Origin of the sequence: Streptomyces sp. LN549, from assembly GCF_043203805.1 — a bacterium.
Classification (GTDB): Bacteria; Actinomycetota; Actinomycetes; order Streptomycetales; family Streptomycetaceae; genus Streptomyces.
The window spans coordinates 7,124,599-7,148,198 of sequence record NZ_JAZHRI010000002.1 but is presented as its reverse complement, the minus strand read 5'-3'; the positions used below and the strand labels follow the sequence as shown (position 1 = coordinate 7,148,198).

Here is a 23,600-nt window from a genome sequence, read left to right as displayed (position 1 = left end):
GCGCTCGGGCTTCCCGCCGCAACGGCACGCGGGTCCTTGATAGCGTCGCCCCAGCGACTGCGGAACACTCCCCGCCGGGGTCGTCGCTCTGCCGGGACGGCGCTGCCTCCACGGGACGGCGGGTGCGGGTGGCAGGGGGACTTTCACGGCAGGGACGAAGAGAGCCGACGCATGAGCCTCGCGCAGTTGCACTACACCTCCGCAACCGGCGGGGACGGCCCCGGCACCGGCGAGGCCGAACCGATACGGGCCCGATTCACCGCAGTTGACGCCGCGATACCCGCGTCCGTACTCACCGAGGCGGGACCGCTCCTGGAGTACGAGACACCCGCCGGTACCGCGCCCCGGCTCGCGGACGCCGCGCTGCGCGCGCTGCCCGAGGCGCTCAGCTTCAGCGTGCTCTCCGACGGGAGTCATCTGCTGGCCCGGACGGTGGCGGTGCAGCCCGCGCCGAGCTCCGCCCTGGGTTTCCACGCGCACGCGGTCCATCTCCCGGCCGGCACCCGGCTTCCTGGCGGCGCGCTCCCGATCGCCGTCTGCCGGTCCGCCCGCTGGGCCGCCACGACGCCGGACCGTACGCTTCCCGGCCCGCTCGCCGCCCTGCCCGCCACCGGTCACGCCCGGGACCGCGAGGGGCTCAACGACTTCGCCGTCTCCCGGGGCCCCTGGCTCGCCGGGGTCCTGGCCGATCTGCGCCGGCTGTGGGGGCAGGACGACGCCGGCCGGGTCGTGCTCGTCGAGCGGCAGAGCGCGGACGTGGCCCGGTGGATCGCGCTGGCCTGCGTCGCGCTGCCCGACGGGCTCGCCGAGCGGCTGACGTTCACCACGTACACCCGTCACCCGCAGCGTGCCCCGCAACAGATCGTCGGAGTACTGCCGCAGGACGCGCACGAACTGACGGGTCCCGGATTCAGCGTGCACACGTGCACCGGTCCGCGCCCGGAGGGTTCGGTGGCCGACGCCTGGGCCGAGACGGCCGCCCGGATCTGGCGGAGCCGCGCGCCGGAGCTGTTCCGGGAGGCCGCAGAGCTGCCCGGGGAGCCGTTCGCGGCAGGACCGGTGGCCGTGACGGCCCTGTGCGCGGGCATAGCGCTGGGAACGAACGGACGCGCCGCCGCCGCCGGCTGGGCCGCCGAGCGGCCCTACGCGCTGGACGCCAAGCGTACCCGGCAGCTGGTCGACGCGCTGACCGCGCCCGGGGTCGACGACCGCACAGGCCCCGAGTTCGACGCAGCGGGGCGGCTCTTCGCCGCGCTCGACGGCCGCTCCCCCGCGACGACCACGGCCCCGCTGGCCGCGATGCTGGTCACGGAGGCGGTCCGGGGCGGCAACGGTTCCGTGGAGCTGCCGGGCCGCACCGCGTTCAACGGCCCCGAAGGCTCGGCCGTCGCCTCGGTGCTCGGTCCGGAGATCCTGACCGAGCTGAGCGGTGCGGGCGCCGGTCTCGACGTGGCCCGGACGGTACAGCTGCTGCGGGTGGCCCGGCTGCTCGGCGTGGACTGTGCGGACCTGCTGCCCTCGGTCGTCCGCCGGCTCGCACCCGCCCTGCTGGTGCCCGGGGACGGCGAGCCGGGCTGGGCGCCCGCACTGCTGGAGCTGATGGACGAGCAGTTCGACGTACGGACGGCCCTGCTCGGCGCGCTCGACCGGATCGCGCCGCAGGACCCGTCGGGTGTCGAGCGGCTGCTGGGGCGGGTACCGCTGCCGTTCACCGGCACCCAGCTGCTGCCGCATCTGCGGATGTGCGCGGAGGCGCCGGAGGCCAAGGCGGGCTGCGGAGCGGACCGGGTGGGCGCGGTGCACCGTGTGCTGCGGGCCGCCGGGATGTCGCCGTTCGCGGAGCCGCTGGTGCTGCGGACGGCCGTGGGGCTGGTGTGGGAGGAGGGCACGGTGACTGCGGGCGAGGGCCGGCTGCTGCTGGAGGCCGCCACGTCGGACGCCCACCGGACGGCCGGGACCTGGTCGCACCTGGTGGCCGCGGCGCTCGGAGCGCCCGCCACCGACGAGGAGGCGCCGGAGCTCGCCCACGATCTGCTGCGCGGCTTCCCGCAGGACATCGGCGGCCGGGAGCGCGGGGCGCTGCTGCTCCTGGAGTTCGCCCGCGAGATCCGGTCGGACTCGGCGGCGCCGGAGTGGGCGGAGCGGGCCCGCGCGCTGCGCAGGGACGCCGAGCCGGTCGAGGCGGAGGTGCTCAGCCATGCCTTCGGGGCGCTCGCCGAGCGGCTGCTCGCGCCGGACCGGCCGGAGGCCGAGCTGTACGCACTCGTGCACAGCGGCGACCCGGATCTCGTCGCCGCGTACGACCGGGCCGCACGCGGTACCGCTGTCCGCTCCCGGCTGAAGGCGGAACCGGGCTACGCCGCGGACTGCTTCGCCGTCTGGACCGCTCATCCGCACGCGGGAGCGGAATGGAGCCGGACCGCCGCCGCCCTGCTGGAGGAGGTGCTGCGGCCCGCCGTGCGCAAGCTCTCCGCCGACGGGGTCGCCGCGGTGGAGGAAGCCGTGGGGCGCTCGGGGAGCAGTGGCCGGGCGGAGGCCTTCCGTGACTGGAACCGCCGGGGCCAGGGCACCTTGGGGCGGCTGGGCAGGCGGATCGCGGGCCGGGTGCGCCGGATCTGAGCGGGAAGGCGGGTTGCTGCCGGTCGCGGGCCCGCCCGCGTGTGTCATCGGTGGTGCGGTGCGCCGGGTACCGTGGGGCATACCGATCTCGTGGGCTCCTGGCGGGCTGCGTGAACCCCAGGAGGAACAGATGACGACGAACCGTGGGCGCAAGGACGTGATCCGCGACCGGATGGCGGCGACCGGTGAGTCGTACAACGTGGCCGCCCGCAATCTCAAGGCGATGAAGGACATGGGCGCCACGCGTGACGCCGTCCTCACGCAGCGCTGGCGCCCGGCCGACTCCCTCGACGTGCCTTGCCCGTGCGGCGGCACGTGCGAACCCGGCGAGACGTGCGAGCGGTGCCACGCCCGGCACCGGCACGTGGCTCGGTATCCCGGGAGCGCCACCGAGGTGGAGACCTGGGTGGACCGGTACGAGTGCACCGGCTGCTCCGCCTCGTACACCCTGATCGTCCAGCTGCCGGGCCGGCCCTGGGGTGTCGCGGAGACCGTGATCCAGGGCGGCTCGGCCGAGACGGTCGTGCGGGCCCGGGTCTTCCCCGGTGTGGTGCACCCGCTGCTGAAGCCCGAGACGCCCGAAGAGGACTGACGCGTCGCGTCAGTCCTCTTCGGGGGCCGGTTCTCAGGCGTCGGGCGTCAGCCGCAGTGAGATCGAGTTGATGCAGTACCGCTGGTCCGTCGGGGTCGGGTAGCCCTCGCCCTCGAAGACATGGCCCAGGTGCGAGCCGCAGCGGGCGCAGCGGACCTCGGTGCGGACCATGCCGTGGCTGCGGTCCTGGATCAGCTCGACCGCGTCCGTGTCCTTCGGGTCGTAGAAGGACGGCCAGCCGCAGTGCGACTCGAACTTGGTGTCGGAGCGGAACAGCTCCGCGTCACAGGCGCGGCAGGAGTAGACGCCCGTGGTCTTGGTGTCGGTGTACTCGCCGACGAAGGCCGGCTCGGTGCCCGCCTTGCGCAGGACGGCGTACTCGGCGGGGCTGAGCTCCTCCCGCCACTGCTCGTCCGGCTTCTCGATGTCGTACGACACGGTGGCTCCCTCAGCTCGACAGGTGGTCCAGGATCTGCGGGCCGAGGTCCGTGACATCGCCCGCCCCCATGGTGAGAACGAGGTCGCCGGGCTTCGCCATTCCCGCGATGACCCCGGGGACCGTCGCCTTGTCGTGCACGGCGGTGACGTCGGCGCCGGCGGCCTGTGCGGCGTCGATGATCAGGGTGCTGGTGATACCGGGGATCGGGTCCTCGCGGGCCGGGTAGATGTCGAGGACCACGGAGGCGTCGGCCAGCGCGAGGGCCTGGCCCATCTCGGTGCCGAGCTCCTGGGTGCGGGAGAAGAGGTGAGGCTGGAAGACGACCAGGATGCGGGCGTCGGTGGCGGCGCCGCGCATCGCCTCGAGGTCGGCGGTCATCTCGGTGGGGTGGTGGGCATAGCTGTCGATGACCTGGACGCCGGCCGCCTCGCCCTTGAGCTGGAGGCGACGCTTGACCCCGGTGTACTTGCCGAGGGCCGAGGCGAGGTTGTGGGCGGGGATGCCGAGGGCGACGCCCGCGGCGAGGGCGGCCACCGCGTTCAGCGCGTAGTGGCGGCCCGGGACGGAGACGGTGAAGGTGAGGTACTTCCCGTTCAGGACGACCGTGACCTCGCTGGTCAGACCGCGCGGGGTGATCTTGTGGACGCGCACGTCCGCGGTCTCGGACTCACCGTAGGTGACGACCTTCAGCGCGGACAGGTCGCGCACCCGGCGGGTCAGCTCGACGGCGCCGGACTGATCGGCGGAGATCACCAGGGTGCCGTCGGGGACGATCTTCCCGGCGAAGGTCTCGAAGGAGTCGTAGATCTCGTCCATCGAGGCGTAGTTCGCGTGGTGGTCCAGCTCGACGTTGAGGACGATCGCGACCTCGGGGTCGTACTTCTGGAAGCTCCGGTCGCTCTCGTCGGCCTCGGCGACGAAGATCGCGCCCTCGCCGTGTGTGGCGTTGGTTCCGGGTCCCGCCAGGTCGCCACCGATCGCGTACGAGGGGTCGAGACCCAGCTCGGTGAGGGCGACGGCCAGCATCGACGTGGTGGTCGTCTTGCCATGGGTGCCCGCGACGGCGATGGACCGCAGCCCCTGCATCAGCGAGGCGAGGGCGTCGGAGCGGTGCACGACGGGGATCGACAGTTCCCCGGCGCGCACCAGCTCCGGGTTGTCGTCGCGGATCGCGCTGGAGACGACCACGCACGTGGCGTCGTCGGTCAGGTGACCGGCGGCGTGCCCGATGTGGACGGTCGCCCCCAACGCGCGCAGCGCCTCGGCCGTGGCGGACTCCTTGGAGTCGCTGCCCGCGACCTTCGCACCCCGCTGGGTGAGGATCTTCGCGATGCCCGACATTCCGGCGCCGCCGATGCCGATGAAGTGCGGTCGTTCCATGGCGGCAGGAATACCGGGTGCCATGCGTGTGTCTCCCAGGGTGGTGCGGGTAGGGGCTCCCAGCCTATTCGCTGTGCGCGAAGAGCTTGAGCACCGGTACGCCGACCTTGTGACGGGCGCGGGACGCCCAGTCGCGGTGGAAGAACTCCTCCACGTAGTGCGGGGCGGTCAGGACGATGACCTCGTCGGCCTCCGCCTCGTCGACGACGGACGTGAGCTTGTCCAGGGGGTGGTTCTCGATCACCTGCCCGACGGCCTCCGAGCCCGCCTGACGCAGGGCCTCCAGGGACACCTCCAGTGCGAGTTCGGCGGACTGTCTGGCGTTCTTCCCCTCCGGCTCCTCGCTCTCCCGGGCCGCTTCCTTCAGTTCGCCCATCGCCAGGTCGTCGATGGCCCGCAACAGCACATCCGCCTGGTCGCCACGCGGCTGCATGAGTACGACGAAGGAGATCTGCTCCTCCCCGTGCAGGGTGGTGACGAACTCGACGTCCTCGGAAGTGAGGGGCTTCTCGATCATCAAAACGCTGGTGAACACCACAGGGCCCTTCTGCTTCAGTGACCGTCGTCGATCACTGCTGAAACCATCCTTCCCCGTGCTCGCACGGGGTCTGCGAGATCCATTCTGCCCACCGAACGCTAACCGGAACGGAATATTCCGCTGATTGTCAGATCCGACGGTACCGAGAGAAGAGGAACCCGGCCTCCTCCAGCAGCGACGCCAGGGCGAATCGTTCCGGCACGGCCACGGACGGACCGCCCGCGATCCGCTGCGCGTCGCCGGCCGTGAGCATGGGCGCCAGGGTCAGGCACATCTCGTCCAGCACGCCCGCGGCCACGAACTGGCCGAGCAGCCGCGGCCCGCCCTCCGTCAGCAGCCGCCGGTGCCCGCGGTCGGCCAGCTCCCTCACGGCGCGGGCGGGATCCACCCGGGAGCCCTCACCCGCGATCACCACCTCGGCACCCGCCTTCCGGGCCGTCTCGATCCGGTCGGGCGGTGCTCCCGCACCGGTGAGCACGAGCGTCGGGACCAGCGGCGAGACGAAGAGCGGCAGCGAGAAGTCCAGGTCCAGGCTGCCGCTCACCACGGCGACGGCCGGCGCGGGCCCCTGGCCGGCCGCCGCCCGCCGCGCGGCGAAGGCCTCCCGGGCCCGGGCGGGGCGGTAACCCTCCAGCCGTACGGTCTCCGCGCCCGCGATCACCACATCGGCCAGACCCCGCAGAGTGCCGAAGATCCGCATGTCGCTCTCGCAGGAGATCGGCTGCGAGCGGCCGTCGTGCTGGGCGGCGCCGTCGAGGGTCGACACCATGTTGGCGCGCAGCCAGGGACCGTCGGTCCCTGGGTAGGCGTAGGCGTCGGCGAGGGCGTCCAGACTCCACTCGCCCAGGTCGTCGACCGCTGTCAGGTCGGTCACAGGGAACAGGCGTCGCATGTTCTGCAGTCTGGCACGGCCTAAGCTCGGGAGTTGTGTCCTCCTCCACCGCCGTGCCGGGGTCCCGCCCCATAGCCGAAACGGCCCCGCTGTCCCTGTGCGCCCTTGAGCCGCACGTCCCTGCCGACCGCCTGGTCGCCGAGATGGTGCCGCCGCCGCGCTTCGACTCGGTGCGTTTCGATACGTACAACCCCGACCCCGACCAGCCGAGCCAGATCGAGGCCGTCAAGGTCCTCGCCGACTTCGCGACCGGGCTCGGCGGAGCGCACGCGACGGGCGCCGGCAAGCGCAAGTGGTTCGGCAAGAAGGCCGTGGCGCCCAGCGGCCCGCGCGGGGTCTATCTCGACGGCGGCTACGGCGTCGGCAAGACCCATCTGCTCGCCTCCCTCTGGCACGCCACGCCCGCAGCGCCCTCCCTGAAGGCCTTCGGCACCTTCGTGGAGCTGACCAACCTCGTGGGCGCGCTCGGCTTCCAGCAGACCGTGCAGACGCTGAGCGGGCACCGGCTGCTGTGCATCGACGAGTTCGAACTCGACGACCCGGGCGACACCGTGCTGGTCTCCTCGCTGCTGAGCCGACTGGTCGAGGCGGGGGTGGCGCTCGCAGCGACCTCCAACACGCTGCCGGGCAAGCTCGGCGAGGGCCGGTTCGCCGCGGCCGACTTCCTGCGGGAGATCCAGGGGCTGTCCTCGCACTTCCGCCCGCTGCGCATCGACGGTGAGGACTACCGCCACCGCGGCCTGCCCGATGCCCCGCCGCCGTACTCCGAGGAGCAGGTCACCAGGGCTGCCTACGCGACCCAGGGCGCCAGCCTGGACGACTTCCCGGCGCTGCTCGACCATCTGGCCCGCGTCCATCCGAGCCGGTACGGCGCGCTGACGGACGGCATCCGGGCGGTGTGCCTCACCGAGGTGCAGCCGGTGCCCGACCAGTCGACCGCGCTGCGGCTCGTGGTTCTCGCGGACCGGCTGTACGACCGGGAGGTTCCGGTACTCGCATCCGGGATGCCGTTCGACCGGCTGTTCAGCGAGGAGATGCTGAACGGCGGGTACCGGAAGAAGTACTTCCGGGCAATCTCCCGGCTGACAGCGCTGGCGCGCGACGCAAAGGGGCTGGTGGCGCAGTAGGTTCGGGGGCGTGACAAAGGTGGGGCACGACGGAGTGCCTCACCACCCCCGTACAACCGCGCATTCCGTTTGAAGGGAACCAGCATGGCTACCACGCGTCAGGCGCACACGGTCTGGGAAGGCAACCTGATCGAGGGCAAGGGTGTCGTCACCCTCGATTCGTCCGGAATCGGGGAGTACCCGGTCTCCTGGCCGTCCCGCGCGGAGAAGGCGAACGGCAAGACCAGCCCGGAGGAGCTGATCGCCGCGGCCCACTCCAGCTGCTTCTCGATGGCGCTCTCCAACGGTCTCGCCACGGCCGGCACCCCGCCGACCCGGCTGAACACCCAGGCCGAGGTCACCTTCCAGCCCGGCACCGGCATCACCGGGATCCACCTCACCGTCGAGGGCGAGGTGCCGGGTCTCGACGAGGCGGGCTTCGTCAAGGCCGCCGAGGACGCGAAGGCGAACTGCCCGGTCAGCCAGGCGCTGACGGGCACGACGATCACGCTGAGCGCCTCGCTCGCCTGATTCCTCGTCACCCACTGACCCCGGGCCGGCACCAGCCGCCCGGGGTCAGTGCTGTCCGCCCCGGCGCAAGCACGGCCGTGTTCATCTTCCGGCCGTCTTGAATCCTCCTGCAATACACCCGGGTTTCTCATCGCTTCCTCATCCGTCGTTGGTTGCGTGATCCGCGCCGGCCGGTCCGGCACGGACGACGAAGGAGGCGCGCGGTGTCGCAACCCGACATGGCTCCGTTCCGGGAGCCCGCCCAGGGGCGTCCCGAGGACGACGAGGACCCCCCACCGCTGCATGTCGCGAGCAGACTGCACGCGTTCAACAGATACGAGCTCAAGTACCTGGTCCCCGTGGACCTGGCCGCAGAGCTCCGCGACGAACTCGCGGAGCGGATGGACCGTGACCTGAACGGTCCGGTCGGCGGATACGGCGTGTGGAGCCTGTACTACGACTCACCGCAGCTGCGGTTCTACTGGGAGAAGATCGAAGGGCTCAAGTTCCGCCGCAAGCTGCGCATCCGGCACTACGGCGAACCGGACGGCGTCACGGACGCGTCGCCCGTGTGCGTCGAGATCAAGCAACGCGTCAACCGGGTCACGCAGAAGCGCCGCATCACCCTCCCGTACGGCACGGCCCGTCAACTCTGCGACGGGCGGGAGATGGTGGAGCACACGCCGAAGGAGCGGGCCTTCATCCACGAGGTCCTCGACCTGGTGGGGCGGCTGAACCTGCGGCCGACCGCGATCACCGGCTACCAGCGCGAGGCACTGGTCGGACGCGGCTCGGACACCGGCCTGCGTGTGACCTTCGACCGGCGCATCCGGGGCCGCGACCGGGACTTCCACCTCGGCCAGGCGAATCCGGAGAACCGCTTCACCATCCCGCCGCACATGTCGGTGATGGAGATCAAGGTCAACGAGCGCACCCCCCACTGGATCACCGACCTGGCCGCACGCCACAACCTCAGCCTCGTGCGGGTCTCCAAGTACGTCCAGTCGATCGAGGCGTTCGGGCTGGCACCCCGGTCCGCCTTCCACCTCGACGAGGCGGACTTCCCGCCGCCCGCCAACCCCCTCGACACGCAGCCGGCGGCGCACGAGCCGCCGGTGAAAGCAGGAGCACAGTGAATTTCGATCTGCAGGAACTCAGCGGGACGTTCAGCGTCACCGACGTCGTCGCGGCGATGGTGCTGTCGTTCGTCCTGAGCACGGTGATCGGGTACGTCTACCGGTACACCCACCGGAACGTGTCCTACAGCCAGTCCTACGTCCAGACCCTCGTCATCGTCGGCATGATCGTCGCACTGATCATGCTCGTCGTCGGGTCCAACCTCGCACGGGCGTTCTCGCTGGTCGGCGCGTTGTCCGTGGTCCGGTTCCGTAACGCGGTCAAGGAGACCCGGGACGTCGGCTTCATCTTCCTGGCCATGGCGATCGGCATGGCCTGCGGTGCGCGCTTCTACACACTGGCCGCGGTCGGCGCGGTCGTCATCTGCGTAGTGGTCGTCATCATGCACAAGTTCGACTGGTTCGCCCTGAACGTCCAGCGGCAGGTCGTCAAGGTCCAGGTCCCGGCGGGCGAGGACTACACCCCCGGCATACGTGACGTCCTGATCAAGTACACCACCGAGTTCGAACTGGTGAGCACCGAGACGATCCGAGGCGGAGCCCTGAACGAGGTGTTCTACACCGTGCGCATGAAGAAGGGCACCGAGCCCGGCGACCTGGTCACCGCATTGCAGGAACGCACCTCCGGCCAGCGGGTGACGGTGCTGACCGGTTACGACACGACCGACCTGTGAGGCCCGGCGACGGCACGCCCCGAAGGCGTCGGCTCCGCGACCGCGTGCCCGTCCGGCTGCGGCACCACTGGAAGCCGGCCGGCGCCCTGTGCGCGGGGCTCGCGGTGATGCTCTACGCGTTCGGCGACGCGCGCATCTCCCCGTACGTGACCTCCGCCTCCCGGGCCGAGGCCGACACCATCACCGAGAACGTCGCAGGAACGGTCGGGCTGTACGACACCTCGGTGAATCACTCCGTCCAACTGGAGTACAACCAGACGGACTTCGACAAGATGATGAAGGAGTTCAAGGACGACGGGACCAAGGACCCGATCCCGGCGGACCTCACCATCGACGGGGTCTACCTGCAGGACGTCGGCATCCGGCTCAAGGGGAACTCCACGCTCATGTCCCTGCGGGGCAGCGGAGGGATGCCCGGCGGCGCGGGCGGGCAGAACCGCTTCCCCGGCGTCGGGGAAGCGGGCCAGGGCGCACAGCCGCCCGGCGGTGCGCAACCGCCCGGCGGTGCGCAACCGCCCGGCGACGGGCAGACGGCCGGTGGTGGTCAGGCGGCCGGTGGTCAGGCGGCCGGTGGTGGCCAAGCAGCCGGTGGTGGTCAGGCTGCCGGTGGTGGTCAGGCTGCCGGTGGCGGCGGGCGGGCCGGCGGCGGGATGACGCAGTACAACCTCTCCGCCGACAAGCCCGAGGAACTCCCCTGGCTCATCAAGATCGACGAGTACGTGGAGGGGCGCGCCTACCAGGGCGAGCGGGAGATCTCGCTCCGTCCGGGCAGCAACGCCCAGGTGCCCGTCAACGAGGCGCTGGCGCTCTCGCTCATCGACGGAACGGGGGAGCCGGCCGAGCGGTACGGCTTCTCGACCCTGAAGGTGAACAACCGGCCGACCGCCGTGCGCCTGATGGTCGAGAACCCCGACACCGAGTACGCCGAGGCCGTCGAGGGCGAATCGGTGGTGTACAAGGCCAGGGCGGGCGGCACCTTCGCCTACCAGGGCGACGACCCCTCGAAGTACGAGACGTCCTTCCGCCAGCTGAACAAGGTCGGCAGCCAGGACCTCGAACCCGTGATGAAGCTGACCAAGTGGGTGGAGAACTCCTCGGACAAGGAGTTCGCCGCCGACCTCGACAAGTACGTCGACGTCGACTCGTTCGCCCATTACGTCGCGACGCAGAACCTGCTGATGAACTTCGACGACATGGCGGGCCCGGGGAAGAACTATCTGCTCGGGTACGACCTGAACACGAAGAAGTTCTCGGTGCTGGGATGGGACTACAACCTCACCTTCAGCGGGGACGCGACCGCCGGGCCGGACGACGAGATGAGCATGGGCGGCGGCCGCCCGGGTGGCCAGGCCGGTCAGCAGGGCGGGCAGACCGGGGAGGCCCCTCAGGGAATGCCGGAGATCCCCAACATGCCTGACATGCCCAACATGCCTGACATGACGGGCGGGCCCGGCGCGGCCGGCGACGACGCCCCCGGCCGCGGAGGCCAGGGTGGCGGCGGGATGTCCGGGCACGTGCTCAAGGAACGCTTCCTCGGGCTCGACGCCTTCGACGCGGTCTACAAGAAGGCGTACCAGGACCTGTACGAGAAGTTCTTCGCCTCCGGCAAGGCCACGAAGGCGCTGAAGGACCTCGCGGCGCAAGCCGAGCGGGCCGGTGTCCCCGCCGAGGACGTCGACACCGTGGTGGGCACGTTGAGCACCACCGTCACCTCGCGGACCACGGCCCTGGCGAAGAACAAGGAGGTCACCGGCTGACCGCCGGAGCGCCCTGGCCGGAAGCCTCCCTTCCGCGCCCGGGCGCGCCGCCGCCGTACACGCGGATCCTGTTCCTGTGAGTCCGCACATGTTCGCCCGCTACCATCACCGCGCACCGCCCAGCGCCGCCTCGCCCGGCGTGCGTTCCGTCCGTACCGCACGAGGTGATCCGTCCGATGGGCGCGCAGTCAGCCCGGCACACCGTCCTGGTCGTCGAGGACGATCCGAGCATCCGCACACTGCTCACCTCGGCCCTGAACGCGGCCGGGTTCAGCGTCGTCTCCGCGGCGGACGGGCGGGAGGCCATCGGCGAGACGGGCCGCTGCCGGCCGGACCTGATTGTGCTGGACGTGACGCTTCCGGACACCGACGGCTTCGCCGTGACACGCGAGCTCCGTTCCCGGGGCGACTACACCCCGGTGCTGTTCCTCACCGCCCGCACCGACATCGAGGACCGCATCATCGGGCTCAGCTCCGGCGGTGACGACTACGTGACCAAGCCCTTCCACATCCAGGAGATCCTGCTGCGGATCCGCGCCATCCTGCGCCGCACCGCCGGATCGCCCCGGCCGCCGGCCGAGCGGCCCCCGCTGCGGTACGCGGACCTGCAGGTCGACCCCGACCGGCACACCGTGCACCGTGCCGGGCGGGCCGTGCAGCTGTCCCCGACCGAGTTCCGGCTCCTGGTGTGCCTGGTGTCCCATCCGGAGAAGGTGCTGGAGAAGCAGGAGATCCTCCAGGAGGTGTGGCAGTACGGCTTCGCCGGGGACACCCGCATCGTCGACACGTACATCAAGAACCTGCGCCGCAAGACCGACCACACCGGCCCACCGCTGATCCACACCGTGCGCGGTGTGGGCTACTGCCTGCGGCTGCCCCGCGAGGACGCGCCGTGATCCTCCGGCTGCGGCCCCGTTCGACGCGCACCCGCCTGGTGCTGATCTCCACGGTGCTGGCCACGGTCGCCGTGCTGGCCTCCCAGGCCGCCGGGCTGGCGGTCATGCGCGCCTGGCTCACCGGCCAGATCGACCACCGCCTCACGCACTTCGGCCCGCCTCCCCCGTCCCGCTCCGCCCCTCCCCACGGCAGGGCGTCCGAAGGGCCCGGACCACTCCCCCGCGAGGACGCCCTGCCCTCCGACTACCGGGTCTACTTCTACGGGGCCGACGGACGGCTCCGGCCGGACTCACTGGGCAGCGGAGACGGCCGCCCCCGGCTTCCCGCGACCGCGTCCTCCCTCACCCTCGATGACGGGCGGCCCACGACCGTTCCCGCCGACCGAGGGTCCTCGGACTGGCGGGTGATCGCCGAAACGGCCCCCGACGGCCTGCGCGTCGTCGTCGCGCTCCCCCTGGACACCGTCGAGGGCGCCACGTCCAAACTGCTGTGGGTCGGCATCGGCATCGGTGCCGTCGCCGCCATCGCTGTCGGACTGCTGGGAAGCGCGGCCGTACGCCTGGGGCTGCGCCCCCTGGACCGGATGGAACGCACGGCACTGCGCATCACCGGCGGTGAAGCGGACCTGAGCGTCACCGACACCGATCCGCGTACGGAGACCGGGAGGCTCGGCATCGCCTTCAACACGATGCTCGACCAGGTGCGGGCGGCGCTGCACCGCAAGGACGCCTCCGAGCAACGGCTGCGCCGCTTCATGGCCGACGCCGGCCATGAACTGCGCACACCGCTCACCTCCATCCAGGGGTTCGCCGAACTGCTCGTGGAGCATCCCCGCACCCCGGCGACGCAACGGCGCGAGGCCCATGAACTGATCGCCCGGAACGCGGAGCGGATGAGCCGCCTCGTCGACGATCTCTTTCTGCTGGCCAAACTGGGCTACGCGCCCGTGGCTCACCGGGAGACCGTGGACCTGCTCTCGCTGGCGGCCGACGGGGTCGGCGCGGCCGTCGTCGCACACCCGGGGCGGGACGTGCGGCTGGCGCCGCTGGGCGGTGGAGGCCCGGACCGCTCCCGGGAGGCACTCGACGTGGTCGAGACGCTCGGCGACACCCATCAGCTCGCCCAGGTGATCGCCAACCTGCTGGCCAACGCCTGCGTCCACACGCCGCCCGGCGCACGCGTCGAGGTGCGAGTGGGCACGGTACGCACCGGCCCGGACACCGGGGGGACCGACCGGCCGGGCCGCAGCAGCGCCACGGCGCCGCTGCCACCGGGCACACCGGCGTGCGTGGTGGAGGTGGCCGACGACGGTCCGGGGCTGACGGCCGACACCGCCAGGCAGGTGTTCGAACGCTTCTACCGCGGACCCGCGACGAACCCGGGCGGTCCCGAGCCCGGTTCGGGTCTCGGCCTGTCCATCGCCTCCACCATCGCCGAGGCACATCACGGGCGGCTCGAACTCGACACCCGGCCCGGCTCCGGATCCACGTTCCGTCTGCTTCTGCCCCGGAGCGTCGGGGCAGGACCGGCCACTCGGCCGTGACAACGTTCGCCGAAGGCCTCGAACGGGCAGGCCTGCTTTTGACAATGCCATGTCACCTGTCCGCCAACAGGGAGTTGCCACATGTCAACCGCACCTCGACGTCTCGCGACACGACGACAGATCCTGGCCACGAGCGGCGCCGCCGCCTCGATCGCCTTCACCGGCGCCTTCACCGAACTCTTCGCGGGGACGTCCGCCGCCCGCGGCCACGCGGGCTACGGCCCGCTGGTGCCCGACCCGGACGGGCTCCTCGATCTCCCGAAGGGCTTCCGCTACCGGGTACTGTCCCGGGAGGGCGACCCGCTCCGCTCCGGCGAGGGCCCGGTCCCCAGCCACTGCGACGGCATGGCCGCCTTCGCGGGCCGGCGCGGACACGTCCGGCTGGTGCGCAACCATGAGAACCGGGTCGACGCGGCGATCTCCGTGCCGACCGTCAAGGGGCTCACGTACGACCCCATGGGCAAGGGCGGCTGCACAGCCCTGGAGCTCGACGGCCGCAACAACGTCCTCGGGGAACGCGTCGCCATCGCCGGTACCGCGGTGAACTGCGCCGGTGGGCGCACCCCTTGGGACACCTGGCTGACCTGCGAGGAGACCGAGGACAAGGCCGGCACCAACGGCTACACCAAGGACCACGGCTTCATCTTCGAGGTGGACGGCGCCGATCCGCACCGCACCGGCGCCGTGCCGCTGACCGCGATGGGCCGCTTCCAGCACGAGGCGATCGCCATCGATCCGCAGAGCGGTGTCGTGTACGAGACGGAGGACGCGTTCGACAAGCCGTTCGGGCTCTTCTACCGCTTCCTGCCCGAGAAGCCGCTCGGCGGCACGGGCTCCCTGCGGGCCGGCGGCCGGCTGGAGGCCATGCGTGTGCCGGGGGTCCCCGACCTCTCCGCGGTCCAGGAGACCGGGACGAGCTTCGAGGGGATCGAGTGGGTCCCCGTCCCTGATCCACTGGCCGCCGAAACACCCATCCGCTTCCAGGACTTCGGGCCGAAGGGCATCACCCACGGCCAGAAGCTGGAGGGCTGTTACTGGGGTGGCTCCTCGGTCTACTTCGTCTCCAGCTTCGCGCACAGCTCGGAGGGATCGGCCGCCGACCACTTCGGGCAGGTCTGGCGGTACGAGCCGAGTCGGCGCCGGCTGACGCTGGTCATCGTCTTCGGTCCGGACACGGACATCCAGCTGCCGGGCGAGTCCCCGGACAACATCTGTCTGGCCTCCGACGGCGGGCTGATGGTGTGCGAGGACGGCGGCGGGGCCCAGCACGTGTTCGGTCTGACGCGGCGCGGTGAGGTGTACGCGATGGCGCGCGGCCGGCAGAACATCGGGACGGCCGAGGAGCCGGAGTGGGGCGAGTTCGCCGGGGTCACGTTCGCACCGGACCGGGACACGATGTTCGTCAACTGCTACACACCGGGGACGACGTTCGCGGTGACGGGGCCGTGGCGCTGACCGGCTGAGTGAGGAGGAGGGGGGCGGTCCGCACCGCAGCCGTTCCCCTCCTCCGTCCCGGCGATTCCTACCAGTTGGTGAACGCCCCGTCCGCCGTGCGCAGATGGGGGCGCTCGGCAGCGGTGGCCTGGTACTTGCGGGCCTCTTCGCGGTCGATATCCACCCCGATGCCGGGCAGTTCGCTGAGCTCGACCCGGCCCGGCACGACCACCGGGCGGTGGGTGAAGAGCGCGGCGATGGCCGGTTCGGGGTCGGTCTGGTGCTCCTGGATCGCCACGTTCGGGCAGGCCAGGTTGAGCTGGAGCGAGGAGGCCGCGGTGACCGGGCCGAGCGGGTTGTGGGTGGCGAGCTTGATGTGGTGGGCCTCCGCCATGGCCGCGATCTTCTTCGCCTCGGTCAGACCGGCGGCGACGCCCACGTCGACCCGGGCGTAGTCGATGAGTTCGCCCTCGATCAGGGACCTGAACTCCCATTTGGAGCCGAACTGCTCCCCTGCGGCCAGCGGGACGCCGGTGCGCGCCCGGAGCATGCGGTAGCTGTCGGGGTTCTCGCAGCGCAGCGGGTCCTCGACGAAGTACGGGCGGGCCGCCTCGATCTCCCGGCACAGGGTCAGCGCCTCGGGCGGATCGAGCCGGGTGTGCACGTCCAGGATGAGCTCCACCTCGTGGCCCACCGTGTCCCGTACCTGGTGGAAGAGCTCGACGGTCTCGCGCAGGCAGCGGCGGGCGTCGAGCACGTCGTCGGCGTCGTGCGGTGCGGCGAAGCGCAGATGGCGCCAGCCGGCCCCGACGAGGCCGCGGCAGCGGTCGAGGAACCACTCGCGGTCGTGGTAGCCGTCGCCCACGTGCACATAGGCGGGTACGTGGTCACGGACCCGGCCGCCGAGGAGTTCGTGCACCGGTACGCCGAGGGCCTTGCCCCGGATGTCCCACAGGGCCACGTCCACGGCGGCTATGGCGGCGCCCAGTATCCGGTCGGCGGGGAAGAAGCCGCGGCGGAACATCACCTGCCACAGGTGCTCGATGCGCCGCGGATCCTCGCCGGTGATCAGCTCTGCCAGATGCTCGAGCCCTCCGGCGACCGCCTTCTGCCGGGACCTGATGCCGACTTCGCCCAGGCCGTGGATGCCCTCGTCGGTGTCGACCACGACGAGCATCATGCTGTCGCCGTGGTCGGGCAGAGTCAGCACTTCCAGGCCGGTGATCTTCATGCCACTCCTCTATGAAAACGTTCCCGCAATTTCAGCACCATTGATGAGAACGCATCATCCGCACCGGGAACAGCCCTGCACAAGCCCTTTGCAGGCAGCAGATTTTCCTTGTGGAAACACTCTTGACACGTCCAGGAACGTTCGCAAGGATCCACCGCATCCAGCATGAATCAGCGAGGAGGCCGTCCGTGGCAGTCACAATCCGGGAGGTGGCGAGCGCCGCGGGCGTCTCGGTGTCGACGGTGTCCCGTGCGTTCACCGCACCCGACCAGGTCCAGCCGAGGACCCGGCAGCGCATCCTGGACGCCGCGGCCAAGCTGGGCTACTCCCCCAACCCTGCGGCGCGCAGCCTGCGGGGCGGCGGTACGGGGACGCTCGGGCTGATCGTCCCGGACATCGCCAACCCGTTCTTCCCGCCGATCGTCAAGGCGATGCAGGCGCGGGCCCGGCGGCTGGGGTACACGGTCCTGGTCGCCGACAGCGACGAGCGCGAGGCCGATGAGCTGGAGGCGATCGCGGCGGTGTCCAAGCGGGTCGACGGCCTGGTGCTGTGGGCCTCCACGCTCACCGAGGACCGGCTGCGGGAACTGTCGGACCGGATGCCGGTGGTGGTCGTGAACCGCCATGTGCCGGGCATCCCCGAGGTACGGATCGACCTGTCGGCCGGCATCGCGCAGACCGTCGAGCATCTGCGCGCCTACGGCCACCGCCGCTGCGTGTTCATCAACGCCTCGCGCGCCGAGCTCAGCCGCGGCAAGTCCATCCAGGAGTCCTTCGAGGCCCTGGACCTCTCGCTCGTGGAACTCGGCCCGTACGAGCCGCGGTTCGAGACCGGGGTGCACGCGGCCACCCTCGTCGGCGCGCACGGCGCCACGGCGGTGATCGCCCACAACGACCTGGTCGCCCTCGGCGTGCTGCACCAGTTGTCGAACCTGGGCATCAGCGTCCCCGGGGACGTCTCCGTCGTCGGCATCGACGACACCCTGCTGGCGTCCGTCTCCACGCCGGGCCTGACCACCATCAGGATCGACCCCGAGGAGATCGCCACCCGGGCCGGCGATCTGCTCATCGAGACGATCGCCGGCCGCGCGAGCGACGGCGACGCGCCCTGCGTGGAGATCGGCTCCCGCCTGGTCCCGCGCGCCTCCACGGGCCCCGCACCCACCCACTGAGCCGCCCCCCTCCGCGTACCGGGCTCCCTGAGCCCCCGAGCTCCCCCGAGCCCTCTCCCTACCCTCTCCTGCCCTCCTTGGAGTAGAAATGTCCAGAACCTCCCGACGTGCGGCCGTGCTCGGCTGCATAGCCGTGGCCGTGACCCTCACCGGCTGTTCCTCCGTCACCCCGGGCAAGGCGGGCTCGGGCGGCGATCTCGTCCTGCGGGTCCAGGGCATGCCACCGGCCACCGACAAGCCGGCCCTGGCCCTGTTCAAGCAGCAGGTCGCCGACTTCGAGAAGGCCAACCCGGGGATCCGGGTCAAGGGGTCCACCACCGTCTTCGACCCGCTGACCTTCTCCGCCAAGCTGTCGGGCGGCAACGTCGAGGACGTCATCAGGGTGCCGCTGACCGAGCCCCAGCGGCTCATCCAGCAGGAGCAGGTGCAGCCGATCACCGGGCAGCTCCAGGAGTGGGACCACTTCAAGGAGTTCAACCCTCAGGTCCTCAAGCCCGTCAGCGACAGCTCCGGTGAGGTCTTCGGCGTACCGCAGAATCCGTACGCCCAGGGCCTGGTCTACAACCGGGACCTGTTCGAGAAGGCCGGTCTCGATCCCGACAAGCCGCCGGCGACGTGGGAGGAGGTCCGGGCGGCCGCGAAGAGGATCAGCGAGAAGACCGGAAAGGCCGGCTTCGTCCACGAGTCGAAGGACAACCAGGGCGGCTGGCAGCTGACGATGCTGTCGTACGCGTTCGGGGGCGAGCTGGAGACGCAGCAGGGCGGCACCTACACCGCCACCCTCACCGGCCCGGAGACGAAGAAGGCGCTCGGTCTGCTGAAGGACATGCGCTGGAAGGACGACTCACTGGGCCGCAACCTCCTCAACAACCAGAACGACGTCGTCAAGCAGTTCGCGGCGGGGCAGGTCGGGATGTTCATGGGCAGCCCGGGCACCTACCGGCTCGCCAAGATGCAGTTCGGCATGGAGGACACCGATGCCTTCGGCGTCGGTGCCATGCCGCAGTCCGGTGGCAACGCCACGCTGACCGGCGGTGACATCTACATGGTCCCGAAGTCGGCCGACAAGCAGCACGCGGCGGCCGCGGTCAAGTGGCTGACCTTCGCGTACGCGCAGCCGCAGTACAGCACCGAGATCGCCGCGCAGCAGGCCAAGACGCTGTCCGCGGACCCCAAGTCCGCGGTGGGCGTTCCGACCCTCCCGGTGTTCGACGCCGAGCGGCAGAAGAAGATCGACGCGGCCATCGAGCCGTACGTCAACGTGAAGCCGGGGAACTTCAGGCCGTACACCGAGGGCCTGTCGAAGCTCGACCTCAAGCCCGAGCCGCCGTACCAGGCACAGCAGCTCTACACGGCGCTCGACTCGGTCGTCCAGTCGGTGCTGACCAAGCGGGACGCCGATGTCGACGCCCTGCTGGCCGCCGCCGAGAAGGACGTCAACGCCAAGCTCTCCGCCGGCCAGAAGTAGCCCGCCATGAGCCTGCTCACCCCTCCCCGGCGCCCCGCCGCCGTGCTCAAGGAGCCGCCCTCGGCGTCCGCCGGCCGGTCCGGTCCGCGCACCGGGGCCCTGCGCAAGCAGTTCACCGCGTGGCTGTTCCTGGTCCCGACGCTGCTGATCTTCGGCCTCTTCGCCTGGTGGCCGATCGTCCGCAGCCTGCTGATCAGCTTCCAGCGGACCAATCTCGTCGATCCCGCCGTCTGGGTGGGTCTCGACAACTTCCGGGCGGTCTTCGGCGATCCGCTGCTGGGCACCGCCGTCCAGAACACACTGCTCTTCGTCGGCCTGGGCATCCTGATCGGCTTCCCGGCACCCCTTGTCCTGGCCGCCATCATGTCCACGGTCCGGCGCGGTGCCGGGGTGTACCGCTTCCTCGTCTATCTGCCCGTGGTCATCCCGCCGGTGGTCGCCATCCTGCTGTGGAAGTGGTTCTACGACCCGGGCAGCGGACTCTTCAACAGCGCCCTCGGCAAGGTGGGGCTCGGCCCGTACCCCTGGCTCGAATCCTCCGACAGCGCGATGCTGTCGCTCGTCCTGGAGTCGACCTGGGCGGGCATGGGCGGCGCCGTCCTGATCTATCTCGCGGCCATGGTCGGCATCCCGGGCGAACTGTACGAGGCCGCCGAGGTCGACGGAGCCGGAATCTGGCGCCGGCTCTGGCACATCATGCTTCCGCAGCTGAGGCCGGTCATCGGGCTGCTGCTGCTCGTGCAGCTGATCAACACGGTGCAGGTCTTCACCGAGCCGTACGTCTTCACCGGCGGCGGCCCGGAGAACTCCACCCTGACCGTGCTGCTGCTGATCTTCCGGTACGCCTTCCAGGACGGTGCGTACGGCCAGGCGGCCGCGCTCTCCTTCCTGATGGTGCTCGCCCTCGCCCTGCTCTCCGCGGTCTATCTGCGGGCCACCCGCAGCTGGAGCAAGACATGACCTCCCTCACCACCTTCGTCTCCACCAACGACCGGCAGCGGCCCGCCGTGCGGGCGGCCGTGCGCTCCGTCCAGGTCCTCACGCTGATCCTGCTGCTGCTCATCGGCATCGGGCCGCTCTACTGGATGGTCAAGGGCGCGGTGTCGCCGCCGACCGAGCTGACGACACAGCCGCTCGCCCTCTGGCCGGACCGGCCGGTGCCGGGCAACTTCTCCACCGCGTACACCGACCTGGGTGTCGGCCACTATCTGATGAACACCTTCCTGGTGGTCGGCGGTTCGTGGCTGGTCCAGCTCTTCGTCTCGGCCACTGCGGGCTTCGCGCTCTCGGTGCTCAAGCCCCGGTTCGGCAAGGTCGTCTACGGGGCGATCCTCGCGACGATGTTCGTGCCGTACACGGTGAACATGGTCAGCCTCTTCATGACCGTGATCGATGTGCCGTTCCTCCATCTCAACCTCGGTGACACCTACTGGGCGATCTGGCTCCCCGCGGGCACGAACGCCTTCACGGTGCTGCTCGCCAAGCAGTTCTTCGACGCGCTGCCCAGGGAGCTCTTCGACGCCGCGCGGGTCGACGGCGTCAGCACCCGCCAGCTGCTGACCAAGATCGTCCTGCCGATGAGCCGGCCGGTGATCGCCGTGATCAGCCTGCTGGCGGTCATGCACAGCTGGAAGGACTTCATCTGGCCGCTGGTCGCGATCACCGACCCGGAGAAACAGCCGATCAGCGTCGCGCTCGCCCAGCTCGCCACCCAGGCCCCGCAGGACCAGCTCATCGCCGCGATGGTGCTGGCCGTCGCGCCGCCCGTGCTCGTCTTCGCCGTCTGCCAGAAGTACATCGTCGCCGGACTCGGTTTCACCGGCGTCAAGGGCTGACCTCCGCCCTCCCCCGCACCTTCCTCTTCGGGACAAGAGAAAGGCACCACCATGTCCGTACACCGCCGCACATTCCTCCAGGGCACGGCCGCCGCCACCGGCGCGGCCCTGCTCCCCACGGGGACCGCGCACGCCGCGGCCCCGGTCACCCTCTCCGCCGAGGGCATCACGATCGTCGGGCAGAGCGACGGCAACGTGCTCGTCCAGGACGGCTCGGGCACCGCCCGCGTCCTCATCGGCCACTTCATGGTCAAGGACAGCGTGCTGGGCCAGCAGCGCACCTTCGGCGGCACACCCGCGCAGATCACGCTGCCCGACGGCCGGCCCGCACTCCAGGTCACGTACGCCATGGGCAGTGGCGCACCGGGCGTCACCGTGCGCGGTACGTTCGACGTCACCGCACGCACCGTGCACATGAAGTGGGAGGCCGGTGGCTCCGGCACGCTGACGCCGACCGGCTTCATGTTCGCCCGCACGCTCCAGGGGGCGAGCGCCCCGGAGTCGTACGAGGCGCTGACCGTCTGGGAGCGGGACGCACGCGGCGGCATCCCGTACGAGAAGAACGCGGGCGGTGTCTACGCCGACACCTGGACCGGCGCCAAGGGATTCTTCTGCCTCACGTCCACCAACCCGGCCTACACCAACGCGACCTGGATCCACTCCCCCGGTACGTCGACCGGCGCGGACACCGCCGTCACCGAGGCCGCGTTCGTGCTCGGCGATCTGCGGCCCCGGGCCGCCGGAGCTCTCGCGGCGGCCCGTCCGCTGGGCGTCGAGGTGTGGACCGACCAGCCGTTCAACCTGTACCGGGCGGCCGGGCAGTCCATGCTGCTCAGAGCGCAGGTGGTCAACGGCGGCGCCGCGCCGAAGCCGGTGACCCTGAAGTGGTGGGCGCGCGACTTCGCGGGCACGGAGCTCGGCGGCTCCACGGTCAGCAGGACGGTGGCGGCGGGCGGCTCCTGGGATGTGTCCTTCCCGGTCACCGCACCTTCCCAGGGCATCGTCTTCACGGAGGTGGCGGTCTCCTCGGGCAGCGACGGCGCGCTCGCCCGTACCAACCTCGCCGTGCTCCCCGACTTCACCTACGAGGCCGGTACGGAGTCGATGTTCGGGATCGCCAACTATCCCTGGCTGCTGAAACCGGGCAAGGAGGCGGTGCTCGGCCTGTTGAAGACGCTCGGCATCAAGTGGGTGCGGATCGCGTACGCCGGCGCCCCGGGCATCGACATCGCGACCCTGGACGCCAACGGCATCGCGCACAACGTCGAGCTCAGCGGCATACCCGTCGGCGGCACGGCGGAGCAGATCGCCGCCTGGGCGGACACCAATGTCGCCAAGGCCCTGGCGGCGCAGGCCCGTTACTTCGAGGTCAGCAACGAGGTCAACCAGCCGTGGATGTCCGGCAGGGGCGCAGACCTGTACGTACGCGACGGTCTGAAGCAGGTCACCGACCGGCTGGCCGCGGCCGGTTCGGACATGAAGGTGATGAACGCGGGCCTCGGTGGCATGGACTACGTCTGGACCGAGAACTTCCGGGCGGCGGGCGGCTGGGACCTCATCGACGCCTTCGCCGTCCACCCCGGCCGCGGCAACTTCACCCCCGACTACGCACCGGCCCCGGCCGACTGGACCCAGGGCTCGGCCGGCACGTACTGGAACTTCCTGGGCGCGGTCCGCAAGGCCAACGCGCTCATCGCCGAGTACGGCGGGAACAAGGAGCTGTGGCTCACCGAGGCGTACGCCCCGACGAAGCCCAACGCCTGGTGGGCCGACACCTACCGGCACGCGGCGGAGAACGTGCTGCTGACGCTCGCCCTGGCAAAGGCCGAAGGCGTCCGGGGTGTCAACTGGTACCAACTGCACGACTCCACCGTCCTGCACCCGCAGGAGGCGGACCCGGCCAACCCCGAATACCACTACGGACTGATGAACCGCGACACGAGCCCCAAGCCCTCGCTGCTCGCCTTCGCCACGGCCGCACGCGTACTGGACCGCGCCACGTACGTGCGGCCTCTCGCCTTCGCCGACCCCGACGTCAAGGGCCTGCTCTTCACCACCCCGGACGGCCCGGTCTCGGTCCTGTGGAGCCGGAAGGACGGCTACATCCTCAACGCCGATCACGGCGAGGACTCCTGGTACGCCTCGCCCGAGCCGTGGACCGACACCTGGACGACCAGGACCGCCGTCGTCGCCCACTCCGGCACGGTCGGCGGCACGGTGCGGGAGCTGAACTGCATCGGGCAGGAACGCACGCTCACCGCGGCCGGCGGCAAGGTCACGCTCACCCTCGACGGCGCCCCGCGCATCTACTACGGCCTCGCCGCCAACCCCGACTGGAAGTGAGAGCCTCCGGCAATTGGGGGACGGCGCCGCGGGG

The 23,600-nt window shown here is 70.8% G+C and carries 20 protein-coding genes; 15 read left to right on the top strand and 5 right to left on the bottom strand.

What is annotated here, in order from left to right:
- The first annotated feature begins 171 nt into the window (after nucleotides 1-171).
- A complete protein-coding gene (locus SH922_RS31950) occupies nucleotides 172-2,619 on the top strand; it encodes a GTPase-associated protein 1-related protein (RefSeq protein ID WP_393061965.1) in 2,448 nt (815 codons plus the stop codon).
- A gap of 130 nt (nucleotides 2,620-2,749) precedes the next feature.
- Nucleotides 2,750-3,211: a hypothetical protein gene (locus SH922_RS31945; protein ID WP_393061963.1), complete on the top strand. Its 462-nt coding sequence runs from the start codon at nucleotides 2,750-2,752 to the stop codon at nucleotides 3,209-3,211.
- 33 nt (nucleotides 3,212-3,244) lie between these two features.
- Here the strand turns inward: SH922_RS31945 and msrB are convergent, their stop codons facing one another.
- The 4 genes from msrB to SH922_RS31925 form a co-directional block, all read right to left on the bottom strand.
- Complete coding sequence (msrB, locus tag SH922_RS31940) at nucleotides 3,245-3,649, bottom strand: peptide-methionine (R)-S-oxide reductase MsrB (RefSeq protein ID WP_393061961.1); 405 nt, start codon at nucleotides 3,647-3,649, stop codon at nucleotides 3,245-3,247.
- Between the two features lie 10 nt (nucleotides 3,650-3,659).
- The gene (gene murC / locus SH922_RS31935) at nucleotides 3,660-5,054 is read right to left on the bottom strand and encodes a UDP-N-acetylmuramate--L-alanine ligase (RefSeq protein WP_393061959.1); all 1,395 of its coding nucleotides are present in this window, start codon (nucleotides 5,052-5,054) and stop codon (nucleotides 3,660-3,662) included.
- Between the two features lie 40 nt (nucleotides 5,055-5,094).
- Nucleotides 5,095-5,547 carry an indole-3-glycerol phosphate synthase gene (locus tag SH922_RS31930; RefSeq protein ID WP_393061957.1) on the bottom strand — a complete coding sequence of 151 codons (453 nt, stop codon included), beginning with the start codon at nucleotides 5,545-5,547 and terminating at the stop codon, nucleotides 5,095-5,097.
- 148 nt (nucleotides 5,548-5,695) lie between these two features.
- A complete protein-coding gene (locus tag SH922_RS31925) occupies nucleotides 5,696-6,460 on the bottom strand; it encodes a pyrimidine reductase family protein (protein ID WP_393061955.1) in 765 nt (254 codons plus the stop codon).
- A 35-nt stretch (nucleotides 6,461-6,495) separates the two neighbouring features.
- Here SH922_RS31925 and zapE point away from each other — a divergent pair, with 35 nt between their 5' ends.
- The 8 genes from zapE (at nucleotide 6,496) to SH922_RS31885 (ending at nucleotide 15,538) form a co-directional block, all read left to right on the top strand.
- Nucleotides 6,496-7,587, top strand: coding sequence for a cell division protein ZapE (zapE, locus tag SH922_RS31920; protein ID WP_393061953.1), 1,092 nt, complete (start codon nucleotides 6,496-6,498; stop codon nucleotides 7,585-7,587).
- 84 nt (nucleotides 7,588-7,671) lie between these two features.
- Nucleotides 7,672-8,097, top strand: a complete 426-nt coding sequence (locus SH922_RS31915) for an OsmC family protein (RefSeq protein ID WP_073734893.1) — start codon at nucleotides 7,672-7,674, stop codon at nucleotides 8,095-8,097.
- Between the two features lie 218 nt (nucleotides 8,098-8,315).
- Entirely contained in the window at nucleotides 8,316-9,212 is an 897-nt protein-coding gene (locus SH922_RS31910; RefSeq protein WP_393063747.1) for a polyphosphate polymerase domain-containing protein, read from the top strand.
- Nucleotides 9,209-9,886, top strand: coding sequence for a DUF4956 domain-containing protein (locus tag SH922_RS31905; protein WP_147969506.1), 678 nt, complete (start codon nucleotides 9,209-9,211; stop codon nucleotides 9,884-9,886). Before SH922_RS31910 ends, SH922_RS31905 begins: the two co-directional genes overlap by 4 nt.
- Nucleotides 9,883-11,643, top strand: a complete 1,761-nt coding sequence (locus tag SH922_RS31900) for a CotH kinase family protein (RefSeq protein ID WP_393061950.1) — start codon at nucleotides 9,883-9,885, stop codon at nucleotides 11,641-11,643. Before SH922_RS31905 ends, SH922_RS31900 begins: the two co-directional genes overlap by 4 nt.
- Before the next feature lie 176 nt (nucleotides 11,644-11,819).
- Complete coding sequence (locus SH922_RS31895; protein WP_393061948.1) at nucleotides 11,820-12,539, top strand: response regulator transcription factor; 720 nt, start codon at nucleotides 11,820-11,822, stop codon at nucleotides 12,537-12,539.
- On the top strand, nucleotides 12,536-14,083 hold the full coding sequence (locus SH922_RS31890) for a sensor histidine kinase (RefSeq protein ID WP_393061946.1): 1,548 nt from the start codon (nucleotides 12,536-12,538) through the stop codon (nucleotides 14,081-14,083). Before SH922_RS31895 ends, SH922_RS31890 begins: the two co-directional genes overlap by 4 nt.
- Nucleotides 14,084-14,164: 81 nt before the next feature.
- Complete coding sequence (locus SH922_RS31885) at nucleotides 14,165-15,538, top strand: alkaline phosphatase PhoX (RefSeq protein WP_393061944.1); 1,374 nt, start codon at nucleotides 14,165-14,167, stop codon at nucleotides 15,536-15,538.
- Between the two features lie 67 nt (nucleotides 15,539-15,605).
- Here the strand turns inward: SH922_RS31885 and SH922_RS31880 are convergent, their stop codons facing one another.
- Nucleotides 15,606-16,748: a mandelate racemase/muconate lactonizing enzyme family protein gene (locus tag SH922_RS31880; protein ID WP_393061942.1), complete on the bottom strand. Its 1,143-nt coding sequence runs from the start codon at nucleotides 16,746-16,748 to the stop codon at nucleotides 15,606-15,608.
- Nucleotides 16,749-16,936: 188 nt separating this feature from the next.
- Between SH922_RS31880 and SH922_RS31875 the strand changes: the two genes are divergently transcribed.
- From SH922_RS31875 to SH922_RS31855, 5 genes are all read left to right on the top strand, one after another.
- Nucleotides 16,937-17,920, top strand: coding sequence for a LacI family DNA-binding transcriptional regulator (locus SH922_RS31875; protein WP_393061940.1), 984 nt, complete (start codon nucleotides 16,937-16,939; stop codon nucleotides 17,918-17,920).
- 88 nt (nucleotides 17,921-18,008) lie between these two features.
- A complete protein-coding gene (locus SH922_RS31870) occupies nucleotides 18,009-19,388 on the top strand; it encodes an ABC transporter substrate-binding protein (protein ID WP_393061938.1) in 1,380 nt (459 codons plus the stop codon).
- Nucleotides 19,389-19,394: 6 nt separating this feature from the next.
- A complete protein-coding gene (locus SH922_RS31865; RefSeq protein ID WP_393061936.1) occupies nucleotides 19,395-20,348 on the top strand; it encodes a carbohydrate ABC transporter permease in 954 nt (317 codons plus the stop codon).
- Nucleotides 20,345-21,223, top strand: a complete 879-nt coding sequence (locus SH922_RS31860; protein ID WP_362548176.1) for a carbohydrate ABC transporter permease — start codon at nucleotides 20,345-20,347, stop codon at nucleotides 21,221-21,223. Before SH922_RS31865 ends, SH922_RS31860 begins: the two co-directional genes overlap by 4 nt.
- Before the next feature lie 51 nt (nucleotides 21,224-21,274).
- A complete protein-coding gene (locus SH922_RS31855; protein ID WP_393061934.1) occupies nucleotides 21,275-23,566 on the top strand; it encodes a hypothetical protein in 2,292 nt (763 codons plus the stop codon).
- Nucleotides 23,567-23,600 lie beyond the last annotated feature (34 nt).

Coding starts and splice junctions, on each gene's coding strand:
- SH922_RS31925 (WP_393061955.1), bottom strand. CDS start 6,460: ATGCGACGCCTGTTCCCTGTGACCGACCTGACAGCGGTCGACGACCTG.
- SH922_RS31865 (WP_393061936.1), top strand. CDS start 19,395: ATGAGCCTGCTCACCCCTCCCCGGCGCCCCGCCGCCGTGCTCAAGGAG.
- SH922_RS31870 (WP_393061938.1), top strand. CDS start 18,009: ATGTCCAGAACCTCCCGACGTGCGGCCGTGCTCGGCTGCATAGCCGTG.
- SH922_RS31950 (WP_393061965.1), top strand. CDS start 172: ATGAGCCTCGCGCAGTTGCACTACACCTCCGCAACCGGCGGGGACGGC.
- SH922_RS31915 (WP_073734893.1), top strand. CDS start 7,672: ATGGCTACCACGCGTCAGGCGCACACGGTCTGGGAAGGCAACCTGATC.
- SH922_RS31910 (WP_393063747.1), top strand. CDS start 8,316: ATGGCTCCGTTCCGGGAGCCCGCCCAGGGGCGTCCCGAGGACGACGAG.
- SH922_RS31895 (WP_393061948.1), top strand. CDS start 11,820: ATGGGCGCGCAGTCAGCCCGGCACACCGTCCTGGTCGTCGAGGACGAT.
- SH922_RS31860 (WP_362548176.1), top strand. CDS start 20,345: ATGACCTCCCTCACCACCTTCGTCTCCACCAACGACCGGCAGCGGCCC.
- SH922_RS31855 (WP_393061934.1), top strand. CDS start 21,275: ATGTCCGTACACCGCCGCACATTCCTCCAGGGCACGGCCGCCGCCACC.
- SH922_RS31885 (WP_393061944.1), top strand. CDS start 14,165: ATGTCAACCGCACCTCGACGTCTCGCGACACGACGACAGATCCTGGCC.
- SH922_RS31945 (WP_393061963.1), top strand. CDS start 2,750: ATGACGACGAACCGTGGGCGCAAGGACGTGATCCGCGACCGGATGGCG.
- SH922_RS31880 (WP_393061942.1), bottom strand. CDS start 16,748: ATGAAGATCACCGGCCTGGAAGTGCTGACTCTGCCCGACCACGGCGAC.
- murC (WP_393061959.1), bottom strand. CDS start 5,054: ATGGCACCCGGTATTCCTGCCGCCATGGAACGACCGCACTTCATCGGC.
- SH922_RS31930 (WP_393061957.1), bottom strand. CDS start 5,547: ATGATCGAGAAGCCCCTCACTTCCGAGGACGTCGAGTTCGTCACCACC.